We start from the raw sequence: 14,716 nt of genomic DNA on the forward strand, positions 1-14,716 counted from the left end.
GGAATTTGCTAAACGGGTGCCAAAAAACTGGTCATGTCACGCTTCGTAGCCCTCCCTGTTTGGCTTAATCCGTAGAAAAAGGCAAAAAAGCACATTGCTTTCGAACATCTGAGTGTCGTTTCCACTACGCCCTTTGTCTCCGCCCCCTTTCTATGCCCCAGAAACCGCTTCAGGCTGGGCGGTAAGGAGGGTCACAGCACGCTAAAGGTATGCATAAATTAGGAGATAACAAAAACTGTTCAACACTCATATTCGAGCGCTTGTTAAAGAGTGGCTGAGGGATAGTCAGGGATAACCCGGTTGAGCGATGAGCGATAATGGAGAACACGGTTGTGAAACAAAACATTGTAAATAGAACAAAAGCGCCGACATTGCTCGCAATGACAATTGCTGCGACGTTGAGTACCTGTAGCGTGGCTGAAACGGCACCGTTGCCTGATTCATCTACTCAACAGACACAAACGGTGTCGTCGGCTTACGCCTGTCAGCCGGACATGATGACCCGTGCAGATGATCTTCGCATTTACCAAATCATGGTTGAGAGCTTTGTTGATGGTGACAAAGCGGTTGGTCATGGAACCGGTTACGGTACCAGCCACCATCATGGTGATCTTCAGGGCATTATCAATTCGCTGGACTATATACAGTCTTTAGGAATGAATGCGATCTGGCTGACGCCCGTGTTTGAGTCCATCCCAATGGAGGGGCAAGATCACTGGGCAGATCGTCTGGATGCAACCGGTTATTTTGCCAGTAACTATTTCGCGATTGCTCCCCGATTTGGAACGCTGGAGCAAGCGAAAACCTTAGTGGATCAAGCCCATGCCAAAGGAATGTATGTGTTTTTTGATGGCGTGTTTGGTCATCACAAAGGCAATGTGGTGCCATCACCAATCGGCAAGTTGCCGGTTGGCGAATCAAACCCCGTAAGCTATCCGGAAAGCCTGCCGTTTTATCAGGAAGTGGCTATGTACTGGATTAAAACATTAAAAATTGATGGCTGGCGTCTGGATCAGGCGTATCAGGTGACGCCCGAAGCCTGGCGAGAAATTCGTAAAAGTGTCGATGACGCTTCACAATCCGTGACCTATCAAAACCATGAAGGTAAGCAAGTGCATCCGCTGGGCTATATGGTTGCAGAAATCTGGAATAACGAGAACTATATTACTCAACATGGGTACGGAACGAATATGCAACCGGCACTGTGTTCTGCGTTTGACTTCCCCGTGCGATATCGGTTGGTCGAGACTTTTGCCGTCAATGAAAACGGAAATGGCGGCAAAGGCGGAGAGTGGCTTAACGAAGGGATGGCGCTGCACCGTTTATACCCTGAGCATGCCAAGCCGAATCTGATGTTGGGCAACCATGATCTCGTCCGGTTCGGTGATCTTTTGGAAAGAGGCTATCTAGCGACACCAGCCGATGAGCAGTACTGGGCCCGCCACAAAGCGGCGCTGTCATTTCTGGCCGCTTACACCGGACCGATCACCTTGTATTACGGTGAGGAGATTGGGGATGAAGTGGCCGACTATGCCGCGAAGGTTTATCAGGACTGTGCCGTGCAGGGATTGTGCGATGACCATGTCGCGCGCAGCAGCGCGAAGATTGACGGCCTGACAGCAACGTTGGAACAACGCCAGCAGGATCTGAAAGCGTATGTGTCAGCCCTGATGTCTGTACGGGCTAAACATCCGGCGTTGTCACAGGGTAAACGCACAAACCTGATAGCGACGGCAACAGCATACATCGACCATAAACAGGCCAATAATGATAAAGGTATAAATGAAGCTGTGTTGTACGCCGTTAGCACCACGGATGCGGCTTCTACCGTTGATCTGCCGGTTGTTGGCTCCGGTTCAGAAGGGGTACTGACAGATCTGATGAGCGGAAAGCAGTTTCAACCCAAAGAGGGTTACTACCACATTCCACTGAAAGGGTTTGAAGCGCGTTTTCTTCTCATTGAAAAGCCTGCTGCATCTGGTGTGAAAGTGACAACGCAGGCTGAAACGTCCCTGTCCGGGCAAGGATTTATGGCGCAATGCGATAACCCGACAGTCAGTGATGCCGGACCTATATCGGAAACCTTGTATGTGGTAGGAGACTTTACTGATTCTGGCTGGAAGCATAAAGATCATCGCCAGTATGCTTACAAGGGTAACGGTGTTTATCAGGCAGTGATTGAAGAGCAGGCCGGAGCCTATCGTATGCAGTATGCTGCAAAAGACTGGACACCACAGTTCACGGCTGATGGACTGACATTAAAGGCTGGCGAGGAAGGCACGCTGAAGCGGGGCGGTTACGGTAAAGATACTGCTGTTACGCTGCCGGAAAGCGGAAAATATGTCTGGAGTCTGAAATTTTCGGTAACCGGTGAACCTGAAACGGTCATGGTATCGAAATGCCCTGTGACATCAAATGATCGACACTAAGTGAAACGTTATTTAAATCACAGCTAACACATTGATAAAATAGGAGGGCCTGGTGTCCTCCTTAGTTCATTGGTTTGCCGTGGGCATATACATGCCCCAGTTTGTTTTTTACTGCTAATAGTGATTATCTGGAAGGGACTCAAAAGTGCAATCGGATCCCTAACGCTCTAATGCGCTTTTCAGCTCGTTCTTGTTCAAAATTTAGATGGAGAATGTTATGAGTGATTCCTCCCCATACTGTGTTGTCATGACGACCTTTGCTGATGAAGAAGTGGGTGAGTCCATCATTCACTCGTTGATTGAAAAGCGCCTTGCCGCCTGTGTGCAGGTGCAGTCGATTGAAAGTTACTATCACTGGCAGGGGAAAGTGAACAAAGACAAAGAAAAGTTGGTGATGATTAAAACGACCGAGGCACTGTATCCACAAGTGGAAGCGGATATTCTGGCTAATCACGATTACGATACGCCAGAGATAATACGGCTGCCGATTACCGCGGGATATGCTGATTATCTGGCATGGATACAGGCTGAATGCCGTTCTGCCTAATTGAGTATGTACGGTATGTACAAGCTTAAAAGTAGCGTGAGTTATTAGGGCTGGCAGTAGGCCAGCCATTGGTTACTGTAGTGTGGCTTAATCGTACAATTTGCATTTAATACCACGTATCTCATTTCTGGACAAAAGTGAGTCAATGACTTTTCTAAATTAGTAAAGTACGGATAACTTCACGTATTGTGTAGTGGCACACTAAGTTTGGCCACCTGATTAGAGGTGATATCATCGCCTCAGAAGCCAACAGGTGACAACATGACAAAACGTAGCAGAAGAAGATTTAGCCCCGAGTTTAAACTAGAAGCTGCGCAACTAGTTCTAGTACCAAGTGACCTGACACTGACTGTTTAAGGTTGTTCTAATATAAATTAAGTTGATAAGGATATAAATAATGAAGAAAGTGACTTGCTCTAAAGTTCAAACTTTAAGTGAATCAGATTTAAATCAAGTTGTAGGTGGCTTTGATCCCAGAAATCAAAATGACTATACAAATGAAATAAATCGAATTTTCGGTAGCGCATTAGGTGGTGGTCGGTATGGTGGTTCTGGTACGAATGCCGGAGACATTAAGAAAGGTAACAATATGAATCAAGGCACTCCAATTCAAACCGGAGGCTGTAATACCCGAGCTAGTGGCAGAGGTCGAAGTTCAGGTAGCAGCTCGGGTAGCGGCGCTGGTCTAAATGTAGTACGCGTTTTTGCTGCTAAAGCATCCTAGAAACATAAACACTAACTGCCAGACTTAAATGTAACAGCACCATAAATTTCAATATTTTTGACCAACTAAGATTATTTTATGTTCATTCTTTAGTCGAATTTGGGGCTTTACGTTAATATGTTTCGTTTCGCTAAAAAACATAAATCAAGTTTGGCTTATTAGATAGACGCTGTTTTTAGAATTTTATAAAATTAAAGGCTTATTCTCTGAAGGTTTAAGCTTTATTGCTCTTTAATCGATCAGTATTGAAACTAAAGAGTAGTTTGTTGATTATACGGATTAATTATTAGTTAACGAATAGCTAATGAGATTTAGCTGCGTCAAAGTGACAAATTTAAATGAATTTTAATATGAAAAAAAAATCACTCTTCCTCTTCGGATTTTTTGCTTTATTGTTAGTCTTATCATTGTTATTGTTGTATAACGCAAATACTTCTAGAGATAACGAGTTAGTAGTACATAAATGCAGTAAAAATGATACATTAACCACCACTTTAAGGTTTTTCGTCGATCGCTCAATTGATATGAGCGAAGAAGATATTGTAAGCCGGATTTCCGAATTGGTGTTGACCTCCAATCAAGTTTTACAACGTTCATGTATATCCATTGAACGTCTCTTAACTAGTGTTACTTTTGTTGATAACGCATTCACTCCGCACAGTGCGAAAGAGTTTTCACTTCTATACGATCGTCTGATAAGCAATTTGTCTAACCAAGAAAAACAAGAACATCTAGAGTCGTTAACTGACTTTATAGTTGTTGTTGTCAAGACTCTACCATCAGAATATAAAGGCTATACTTATCCAGAAGTGGTTGCTCGAATGGCTGCGATTACGCTAAATGGCAACCCTTATGTTCTTGAACATGAACTAGGGCACCTTGCAATGGCTGGCCATCAGAGAGGCGGACTCGAATGGTTTCAGGCAGCACAATCCCAAGCGCATGCCTATCATTGCGGGCCTTATCGTACAGTGATGAACGAGAACCTTAAAAATGGTTTCGTGATTGGTTTGTATTCGAACCCTGACATTAGTATTGGTGGTCAGCCATGTGGAGTGCAAAACGAAGCAAACAATAGTGAGGTGCTCAGGCAATGGGCTGCTTTTACTCAGGCTAAGCAGAAATTGTTAGAGAAAGTACGAGGATAAATAATTGGTCGACTTATTTAAAAGGGCGGTCTGCATATTCGATAAATTTATAGATGAAGAGAATTATGATCTAATCAATGAGACTATCTGCAAAGAAAACATAAGTACCATAGATCTTTCTAGCTTCGACATGCATGAGGTACCTAATTATTGCCATTTTATCTGGCTTGGCAAGCTCAACCTAAATAGCTTAGATTATTTAAATATCTGGAAAAAATACTTCATCTGTGACACTTTGGATTGACAGTCAAACTCGATACTCTTCTTTATCTGACACTAGGGCGAATGACGACGATTATTACCGTAGGCTCCAGTACTATCGTTATGATGGAATTAAAAAAGGAGTTGATGAAGAAGTAACTCTTATTTTAACTGGACCATAACTTTTGTTAGAAGTGATGATTGGATGTGCTTATCAATTGTGTAAACTAGACAGTGAAGCAAACCCCAGTGCGATCTCCTATGCGATTAGACTTAGGAAGTTTGGTCTTTCTTATTCGGATCAAACTATGTTCACTCTCAAACACATTAACTCTTCTTGGATGAATCAATGAGATTATTACTAATTTTAATACTTGGCATCTCTAGTTATTCTTATGCTAACGATCCCTCCATTTTAGGCAGCTGGAAGTGCATCAACGACGGACCAGCTGCAACTACTATTGAGAAGACTACCTATAGTCAAGAATCCTTTCAAAGTGATATATTCACACTACTATTGAAAGTTCCCAACGGAGAGGTTTTGCAATACAAAACAACAGTACAGGGGCAATGGGAATTGCTAGATAATATTGTGCATCACCAAATCCAAGAGATCCAAATTACAGCACTCAATGAGCTAGCATCTTCTTATGTTAAAGTACTTAGGAAAAAGGCAGATAATACCACTGGGTATAACTCAAAAATTCACAGTGTTGGCCCTCGCTTTATGAGTTTTTGGATATCTTCACAGAGCCTTAGCTACTGTTTAAAAATATAGTATGCTTTGTTGCGTAATTTAGTTTTTAAGCCAAGTTGTTTTATATTAGGTGCGCATCAATCAATACGTCAAGTTTTAGGCATATCAAGCTCAATCATATTGTTCAGCGTATCGCTAAAGTTTCGCCGACTTGTGCGTTAAAACCTTTTGGACTTACTCTCCTCATGAGCAATTGTTTCACACGACACATCGTTGTTTTGAATACCCACCTCAATTTATTAGTTTCGTTCATTTAGATAAAATACTGACATTATGAAAAGTAAGTCAAATGATACTTAGGTGTAGTTGTGTGTTCATTCGGTCGAAACACGGAATGGGGCAAAAGCGCGTTAGAACAGCCTGTAGGATCTGATTACATCGTTATTTGAATACGGACAGGTTGAGTTCTGACGAGTCGTGTTTTTATTACACATTCTTTTTCTTGCTCCTTTCTTTTCTCCATCTTTCTTCCTTTTGGCTTTTATTACGCGTTCTCTCTACGGAGGGATTTCACGGCGTAAAGTCTGATCATTTTAAATCTTTCATCAATTCATCATCATTCATGGATGGTTAAATTCATTTATTTCATTGGCTTATGTCATTTTTCAGAAGGCAGTGATCGGTACCAGTATAGATTGTACAAAAAAAAAATTTGTACAAGGTGATCGCTTGCGCTACATTGATTGTACAAGAGTTATGTTTTGTACAAGGTGGGATGAACCATGACTATTCAGGTTGGTATCAGTGCGTGCGTGTTTGGTGAACGTGTCCGTTTTGATGGTGGCCACAAGCAAAACCGCTTTGTGGTGGATGAGCTGTCGAAGCATTTCACCTTCAAACCAGTATGTCCGGAAGTCGGTATCGGGATGACGGTACCACGCCCGGTTATTCGCCTTCTGCAGGTAGCCGAAGGGGATGAACGGTTAGTGGAAAGTAAAAATCAGTCCATTGATTACACCGACAAAATGAAAGCCTTCGCAGATAAACAGATTCGCCAGTCAGACAATATGTGCGGATATATCGTGTGTGCCAAATCACCGACATGCGGTATGGAACGAGTGAAACTGCATATTCCGAACAACAACACGGTGCCCGGCGGAACAACAGGGATCTACACCCGTGAGTTGATGGAAAAAATGCCATGGTTGCCGATAGAAGAAGATGGGCGCTTGTGTGATCCGGTTCTACGGGAAAATTTCGTGTTTCGGGTATTTGCCTTGCACGACTTTTATCAGAGCGTACGCAATAACCTGTCGGTAAATGCCTTTGTAAAGTTTCACTCTCGCTACAAGCTGATTTTGATGGCGCATAGCCCGGCGGCTTATAAAACCCTGGGGCAGATGGTTGCAAATATTAAAGAATGGGACATTGACGATTTTTGGTTCGAATACCGTCAGCAGTTTATGGATGCCCTGAAAGAACGCGCAAGCCGGAAAAACAAAACCAATGTGTTGATGCATTTGCAGGGGTATTTCAAACGTAGCTTAACCAAAGACCAGAAACATGAGCTGGCGACATTGATCCACAGCTACCGAGAAGGTAACCAGCCATTGCTGGCTCCGCTTGCGCTGATTAAACACTATTTACGGGAATATCCGGATCCTTATTTGCAAATTCAGATGTTTATTGATCCGTACCCAGAGGAATTGAAATTACGTTATGGACTCTGAAATCGCCCTATACGCTATTAAAGAAGTGTCTGAAATGACAGGAGTAAACTCGGTCACGCTGCGGGCTTGGCAACGACGTTATGGCTTGCTTAATCCGCAGCGGACTGAACAGGGTCATCGCCTTTATTCAGACGTCGATATCGATACGATCCGCCAGATCCTTGGCTGGCTCGATAAAGGTGTCGCGATCAGCAAAGTACGCCCATTACTGGAAGGGAACACTGAGCTGGCAGACAACCCTGATTCGGATGCGTCATCACAAGCTGCCGTTGATCAATTGCTTCAATCGCTGGTGGCACTGGATGCTCAAGCACTTGATCGGCAGGTTTCTCAGTTGATGAAAGAGTACCCTCTGGATCGTTTCAGCGAACACATTGCTACTGTGGTGCAGGCAAACATTCATCGCAGTGAAAATCCTCTGGCCGGGGTGCAGAGTGCTTTGTGGCGCAGTGTCATTCGAGAGCGGTGTCTGTCACTGGTGGCTGGTTTACGAAAGCGTAACCGAAAACCGTGTCTGCTTCTGGGATTTGACTCAGTGCCGGAATACGGCGTATGGCTGACATTGCTGGCGCTGTCTGAACAGGGTTACAACGTCACCTTATTGACCTCCGTTGATGGCAAACTCAGCGCACTGTCTGCGCTACTGAAATCCTGGCAAGAACGGCTGATTGTTGTCGCTGGGGAGTACAAATTAGACCGTGATGTCGCTAAACAGTTAGGTCAACTGGTCACAGAGACGAACAGTGAGTTAAAGCTGGCGGGCAGCATCAGCGCTATCCATCCGGAATTAACGGAGTTGTGCCATGAGTCATAACAAGAGCGGGTTAGTGTGGTTCCGTGCAGACTTACGAACCGTAGACAACACGGCTTTGCTGGCCGCCCGGGAAACCTGCGACTCGCTGGTTGCTTTGTATCTGGCAACGCCGATGCAGTGGCATGAACACCATGTGGCCCCGATCCAGATTGATTTTATCCACCGTCGGTTACAGGTATTACGCGAGCAGTTGCGTGCGTTGAATATCCCCCTTCAGGTGATGGAAGTTGCCGATTTCTCTGAAGTCCCTGCGGCAGTGCTTAGTCTGGTTGACGAACACCAAGTCGGCCATGTCTTTTGTAACAAGCAGTACGAGTGGAATGAACTGCAACGGGATCATCAAACCGGGCACCTGCTCAGTCAGCATCAGATCAAATTCAGTGCGTTCGATGACAGTTGCGTGATTCCACCCGGTGAGGTGCTTACCCAGAAAGGCGATCCGTTTAAGGTGTATACCCCGTTTCGCCGGGAATGGCTCAAACAGTTTAGAATGCAAGGGGCAGCGGTACAACCTGTTCCCGCGGCGGTGGAAGCTTCACATGTTCTCAATCTGCCAAATGGGTCTTCTGTTGGGGCGTCCGGTATTGCTGGCAAAGTAGATGAACCTTTTACGTACCCCCAGACAGACAGCATGGCTTGGCCGGTTGATGAAGAAGCCATCCGGCAACGTTTGCTGACGTTCTGTGAAGAAAAGGCGGAAGATTATCATAAATACCGTGATTTCCCGGCCTTTGACGGAACCAGTTGCTTGTCACCCTATCTGGCGCTCGGTTTGGTATCACCGCGCCAGTGTCTGGCTGTATTACTTCATGAAGCACCGAACTGTCTCGATGAGCCTGAATCCGGTGCGTTCTGCTGGCTGAACGAGCTGGTTTGGCGTGAGTTCTACCGCCATCTGATGGTTGCGTTTCCGCAATTGAGTCGTAATCAGCCCTTTATCGCCTGGACCAGAAATGTTCAGTGGCAGGAATCAGATAAAGCACTGAAAGCATGGCAGCAAGGCTTGACCGGTTTTCCGATAGTCGATGCCGCAATGCGTCAGTTGAAAACCACGGGCTGGATGCATAACCGGCTGAGAATGATCACAGCCAGTTTTCTGACCAAGGACTTACTGATTCACTGGCAAGCCGGAGAACAATGGTTTTTCTCTCATCTGATTGATGGCGATCTGGCTGCCAACAACGGTGGGTGGCAGTGGGCGGCATCGACAGGAACGGATGCGCAGCCATACTTTCGCGTATTCAATCCGACCACACAGAGCGAACGCTTTGATCCAAAAGGGGAGTTTATCCGTAAGTGGGTGCATGAGCTAAAAGACGTACCGGACAAATACATCCATGAGCCGCACAAATGGCCGGGTGCCGTGACGTTGAAATACCCTAAGCCGATTGTTGATCACAAAGCAGCCCGCCTGCGTGCTATCGACAGGTTTAAATTGGCAAAAGGTGACATTTAACGCTTAGCACGAATCAGGAGCAGCTGTCATGACACAAGATGCGGCACATTCGCTGGATACTTTTATACAGGTTTACGAAAAGCTGACGACGCAGAACGTTGTTTCTCTGGCGGAGATATATCACCCGGAAGTGATTTTCGAAGACCCGGCGCACCGAGTGGAAGGCTGGCCAGCGCTGAGTGAGTATTTTTCGCGATTGTTTGCGTCTGTTCCTGATTGCAGGTTTGAGATTCATGAATCGGTGGCGCAGGGCGATATTGCATACGTGCAGTGGACGATGCAGTTTCGCCATCCTCGACTCTCTGGCGGAAAGCCGCGCACCGTCAAAGGCTGCTCTCGGCTACAGTTTGAACAGGGTAAAGTCCGGTATCACCGAGATTACTTCGACATGGGCGAAATGATTTACGAAGGTATTCCGGTTCTCGGCAGGCTGATCAGCCATCTGAAGGCGAGGTTATAAGTATGACCACCAGTGATCCCCGTCATGACTGCATTGCTAGCGACAGTCAAAAGAGTGCGCATCACAACACAGCCAATGTACAGACTAACGTGCATACAACAAGCGATGTTAATAACAAAAGGGACATTCATAAACAAAGCGACATTAGTAACAAAAGCGACGTTAATGAAATTCCATCTACCAGCATCGTGAATGCACAGTCGGTGCTCATTACCGGGGCAAGCTCTGGCATTGGGAAACAGCTGGCCATCGACTATGCCAAAGAAGGCTGGCATGTGTTCGCCTGTGGTCAAAATGAAGAAAAACTCAACCAACTCATCGAGGCTGAAACAACCGACAGGCGACAAGGTCTTATCGAGCCCCTGGTCTTTGATGTCACTAATGCTGACGAAGTGCAGACGGTGCTGGGCACACTCACTTGGTTACCTGAGCTGATTATTCTCAATGCCGGCACCTGTGAATATATCGAAAACGGGTGGGTCGATGCCGCTTTGTTTCGGCGGGTCTTCGACGTCAATGTGTTCGGTATGCTGAACTGTATTGAAGCGATGCAATCGCGGTTTACGGCGAACACCCATCTGGCACTGATGGGGTCAACCGCTTGTTATGTGCCATTGCCCAGAGCCGAAGCCTATGGTGCCTCAAAAGCGGCATGTGCTTACATTGCTCACACGCTGGCGATAGATCTGGCAAATCGTGGGGTGACGGTGTCATTGATTAGCCCCGGTTTCGTCAAAACCCCTCTAACGGATAAGAATGATTTTGCGATGCCACTGTTGGTGTCACCTGAATATGCATCTGAGAAAATTCGTCAGGGTATCGGGAAGAAAAAACGTGAGATTCATTTTCCAAGGCGATTCAGCTTGTTTATGAAAATGTTGGCGTTGTTACCGCTGAATATACAGTTGGCAGCAATAAAAAGAATGACGGGGAAAACAGCATGAAAATAGCGATTATCGGTACAGGTATTTCCGGGCTTACATGCGCGCACTATTTACATGAAGATCATGACCTGACCATCTACGAAGCCAATGATTATATCGGTGGACATACAGCCACCATGGATGTTGAGGTAGACAGCGGTCGCTATGCCATTGATACCGGCTTTATCGTCTATAACGATCGTACGTATCCCCACTTCATTTCGTTGATGTCAGACATTGGTGTTGTCGGGCAGCCAACCGAAATGAGTTTCAGCGTACATAATGCCGAAAACGGACTGGAATTTAACGGCCATAATCTCTGGTCATTGTTTGCACAAAAGCGAAACTTGGTAAACCCGCGCTTTTATCTGTTTATCAACGAAATATTGCGATTTAACCGTCTGGCGATTGCACTTAATCTGCCAGATACTGAAATAAACGCTGGTACACACCGCGATGCAACTAGTGCTAAACAACACACTGTAGATTCACAAAGTCCGGCGCATTTCAGTCTAGGGGCGTTTTTACAGCATCACGGTTTCAGCGATTATTTTTGCGAGAATTATATCCTGCCGATGGGGGCTGCCATCTGGTCATCTAGCTTGTCTGATATGCGTGACTTTCCGCTGGCATTTTTTATTCGCTTCTTTCGCAATCATGGTCTGCTTGAGGTAACCAATCGCCCGCAATGGTATGTCATTCCCGGTGGCTCGCGAGAATACGTAAAAAAACTGACCGCACCGTTTTGTGATCATATTCGTCTCAATACCCCAGTAGATGAGGTACGGCGTACTCATCGGAAGGTGGCTATCACCAGTCAGGGCATTACCGAGATTTATGACCACGTTATCTTCACTTGTCACAGCGATCAGGCATTGCGTTTGCTGGCCGATCCGTCCCCAGAAGAACAGGACGTTCTGGGAGCGATGGAATATCAGATTAATGATGTGGTGCTGCATACCGACCACACTGTTCTGCCCAAAGCCAAAGCGGCCTGGGCGTCATGGAATTACCATTTGCCGTCAAACGAAGATGGTCAGCGCGATAAACGGTTGGCCAGTGTGACTTACAACATGAACATTCTCCAGGGCGTACAGGCACCGGAAACATTCTGTGTGACGTTGAATCAGAGTGATTTGATTAAGCCGGATTTAGTGCTTCGGCGGTTTGAATACGCACACCCTGTATTTACGACCGAGAGCATTGCGGCGCAGAAACAAAGATCGCAGATCAACGGGCACCGTGAAACCTGGTTCTGCGGCGCTTATTGGTACAACGGCTTCCACGAAGATGGGGTGAGAAGTGCGCTGGATGTGGTGGAAGGCATCAAGTCTCAACTAGCCGCTACTGAAGTGAGCGGTAACGACAATATTGTCGGTAATGCTATCGGTGAGGCGCATCAGCCACAATCATTCATTTCCCGGGAGTCTTGAGGCGATCATGATGGATGCACTGAACAGCGGGCTGTACGTCGGGCATGTTCGTCACCGGCGCTTAACTCCGACGTCTCACGCGTTTACCTACCCAATGTTTATGCCGCTGATTGATTTGGATGAGATTGAACAGCTGGAAAATTCCGTGACGGGGTTTGGCACCGCACTGCTACATTTTGCCCGCTGGCGCAGCCGAGATTATCTGCGTGATCGGGGCGATCAGGATCTCAAACAGGCTGTTATCACTAAGCTGGCAGAGCTGACCGGAGAAACAGTCAACGGCCGTGTGCTGATGCTTTGTCAGCTGCGATATGCCGGTATCTACTTTAGCCCGATTAACCTGTATTACCTGTATGACACGCAAGGAGAGTGGAGATGGGTGCTGGCTGAAGTCAGCAATACGCCCTGGAACGAGCGTCATTACTATGCTGTACCGGCCCCTGACACTTGGCAGGATGCGAAATGGTGCCATCAGAAGGGATTTCATGTTTCGCCGTTTAATCCGATGTCTCAGCAATATCGCTGGCGGTTAAGCGCACCAGAACGACAGCTGATGATCCATCTTGATATTCATGATCGTACTGATAATCACAAGATCATGGATGCAACCATGGCCCTCAAGCGACAGCCATTTACCTCGAAAGTGCTGTGGCGCTTGCTGATGAAAACGCCGGTGCAGACCGTAAAAGTGGTTATCGGTATTTACTGGCAGGCGTGGCGGCTGTGGCTGAAGAAAGTGCCGTTTTATGGTCATCCGGAATCGGGAGACTCGACAGTTTCGGTAAGTAACGAGGCATCCAGTGTCCCTGAGCATCAACCTTTATGGAACCAGAGTGACAGCAATGAGGAACGGATGAAAGTCACAGCACATGAAAAGGACTTAACAACAAAAAATTGTGGGGTTAACCATGTTCAAAAGTGAAGTCAGTAACACAGAACGAAGGATAACCGGTTCAGATAATATCGCCAGAACGTTGGTCTTTAAGGTATTTGAACAATTACAGAATGCGGCACTGACTGTTTCTGAATGTAACGGCGAGACCTACCAGTTCGGTGACAAAACGGCGGACTGTCAGGCTCAGTTGATTATTCATCATCCGGCCGTGTATCGGCGACTGTTGTCCGGGGGCAGCATTGCCGCCGGGGAGGCCTATATTGACGGCTGGTGGGATTCACCGGATATCACTCAGGTTGTTCGTGCTCTTGCCCGGAATATGGCACTGCTGGATCGTATTGAAGATAAAGTCGGATGGATAACTCGTCTGAAGGATTTGTGGTTACATCGCAAACGTCGTAACTCCAGACAAGCCGCACGGGAAAATATCCTCGCGCATTATGATCTCGGTAACGAGTTCTACCGTACCTTTCTTGACCCCAATATGTTGTATTCCGCCGCGATTTATGACGATGAAAAGACTACTCTGGCTCAGGCACAGATCGCCAAAATGGATCGGCTGTGTCGTAAATTACACCTCACTCAACAAGATCACTTGTTAGAGATTGGGACAGGCTGGGGAGCCTTGGCTATCTATGCAGCCAGAGAATATGGTTGTCGGGTCACGACTACAACAATTTCAGAGGCTCAATATCAGTGGGCAAAAGAGCGTATACAGGCTGAGGGGCTGGAACACAGAATCACTTTATTGCGGGATGATTACCGGGATCTGACAGGTCAGTACGACAAGATTGTATCGGTAGAGATGATTGAAGCCGTCGGGCAGGAATATCTGACCACCTACCTGCAAAAATGCCAGTCACTGTTGAAACCGAACGGCATGATGGCGATTCAGGCGATTACCATCGCGGATCAACGCTATGACAAATACAGTCAGGGGGTCGACTTTATCCAGAAGCACATTTTCCCGGGTGGTTTTTTGCCGTCGATAACCGCGGTTGCCAATGAATTAACCAGACATACCGATTTTGTGGTGCGGGACATCCGGGATATTGGTCTTGATTATGCCAAAACACTGGCTGACTGGCATCACATGTTCAATCAACAGGTAACGACGTTGAAACAGCAGGGGTTTGATGAACGATTCATTCGTATGTGGCGTTATTACCTGTGTTACTGCGAAGGCGGATTTCTTGAAAGAACTATCAGTACCATTCAGCTGGTTGCGACTCGACGAGACTGGCGTTAGCGGATCGTAG

At 46.4% G+C, this 14,716-nt stretch carries 13 protein-coding genes; all 13 read left to right on the forward strand.

Annotated elements, in window-relative coordinates; translation table 11 throughout:
• Positions 1 to 380: 380 nt before the first annotated feature.
• The 13 genes from PGW97_RS19850 (at position 381) to PGW97_RS19910 (ending at position 14,706) form a co-directional block, all read left to right on the forward strand.
• The gene (locus PGW97_RS19850) at positions 381 to 2,429 is read left to right on the forward strand and encodes an alpha-amylase family glycosyl hydrolase (RefSeq protein WP_273860626.1); all 2,049 of its coding nucleotides are present in this window, start codon (positions 381 to 383) and stop codon (positions 2,427 to 2,429) included.
• Positions 2,430 to 2,646: 217 nt separating this feature from the next.
• The gene (gene cutA, locus PGW97_RS19855; protein WP_273860533.1) at positions 2,647 to 2,976 is read left to right on the forward strand and encodes a divalent-cation tolerance protein CutA; all 330 of its coding nucleotides are present in this window, start codon (positions 2,647 to 2,649) and stop codon (positions 2,974 to 2,976) included.
• Positions 2,977 to 3,373: 397 nt separating this feature from the next.
• Positions 3,374 to 3,700 carry a hypothetical protein gene (locus PGW97_RS19860; protein ID WP_273860534.1) on the forward strand — a complete coding sequence of 109 codons (327 nt, stop codon included), beginning with the start codon at positions 3,374 to 3,376 and terminating at the stop codon, positions 3,698 to 3,700.
• A gap of 350 nt (positions 3,701 to 4,050) precedes the next feature.
• On the forward strand, positions 4,051 to 4,848 hold the full coding sequence (locus PGW97_RS19865) for a hypothetical protein (RefSeq protein ID WP_273860535.1): 798 nt from the start codon (positions 4,051 to 4,053) through the stop codon (positions 4,846 to 4,848).
• 550 nt (positions 4,849 to 5,398) lie between these two features.
• Positions 5,399 to 5,827, forward strand: a complete 429-nt coding sequence (locus PGW97_RS19870) for a hypothetical protein (RefSeq protein WP_273860536.1) — start codon at positions 5,399 to 5,401, stop codon at positions 5,825 to 5,827.
• Positions 5,828 to 6,528: 701 nt separating this feature from the next.
• A complete protein-coding gene (locus tag PGW97_RS19875) occupies positions 6,529 to 7,476 on the forward strand; it encodes a YbgA family protein (protein ID WP_217392374.1) in 948 nt (315 codons plus the stop codon).
• 34 nt (positions 7,477 to 7,510) lie between these two features.
• On the forward strand, positions 7,511 to 8,290 hold the full coding sequence (locus PGW97_RS19880) for a MerR family transcriptional regulator (RefSeq protein ID WP_273860537.1): 780 nt from the start codon (positions 7,511 to 7,513) through the stop codon (positions 8,288 to 8,290).
• The gene (gene phrB / locus PGW97_RS19885; RefSeq protein ID WP_273860538.1) at positions 8,280 to 9,746 is read left to right on the forward strand and encodes a deoxyribodipyrimidine photo-lyase; all 1,467 of its coding nucleotides are present in this window, start codon (positions 8,280 to 8,282) and stop codon (positions 9,744 to 9,746) included. Before PGW97_RS19880 ends, phrB begins: the two co-directional genes overlap by 11 nt.
• Positions 9,747 to 9,774: 28 nt before the next feature.
• The gene (locus PGW97_RS19890; RefSeq protein WP_217392371.1) at positions 9,775 to 10,206 is read left to right on the forward strand and encodes a nuclear transport factor 2 family protein; all 432 of its coding nucleotides are present in this window, start codon (positions 9,775 to 9,777) and stop codon (positions 10,204 to 10,206) included.
• A 188-nt stretch (positions 10,207 to 10,394) separates the two neighbouring features.
• Complete coding sequence (locus PGW97_RS19895; protein ID WP_273860627.1) at positions 10,395 to 11,150, forward strand: SDR family NAD(P)-dependent oxidoreductase; 756 nt, start codon at positions 10,395 to 10,397, stop codon at positions 11,148 to 11,150.
• Positions 11,147 to 12,562, forward strand: a complete 1,416-nt coding sequence (locus tag PGW97_RS19900; protein WP_273860539.1) for an NAD(P)/FAD-dependent oxidoreductase — start codon at positions 11,147 to 11,149, stop codon at positions 12,560 to 12,562. The genes PGW97_RS19895 and PGW97_RS19900 overlap by 4 nt, the downstream gene beginning before the upstream one ends.
• A gap of 7 nt (positions 12,563 to 12,569) precedes the next feature.
• On the forward strand, positions 12,570 to 13,484 hold the full coding sequence (locus tag PGW97_RS19905; RefSeq protein WP_273860540.1) for a DUF1365 domain-containing protein: 915 nt from the start codon (positions 12,570 to 12,572) through the stop codon (positions 13,482 to 13,484).
• Positions 13,471 to 14,706, forward strand: coding sequence for an SAM-dependent methyltransferase (locus PGW97_RS19910; RefSeq protein WP_273860541.1), 1,236 nt, complete (start codon positions 13,471 to 13,473; stop codon positions 14,704 to 14,706). The genes PGW97_RS19905 and PGW97_RS19910 overlap by 14 nt, the downstream gene beginning before the upstream one ends.
• Positions 14,707 to 14,716 lie beyond the last annotated feature (10 nt).

It is taken from the genome of Photobacterium sp. GSS17 (genome assembly GCF_028621875.1).
GTDB classification, from domain to species: Bacteria; Pseudomonadota; Gammaproteobacteria; order Enterobacterales; family Vibrionaceae; genus Photobacterium; species Photobacterium ganghwense.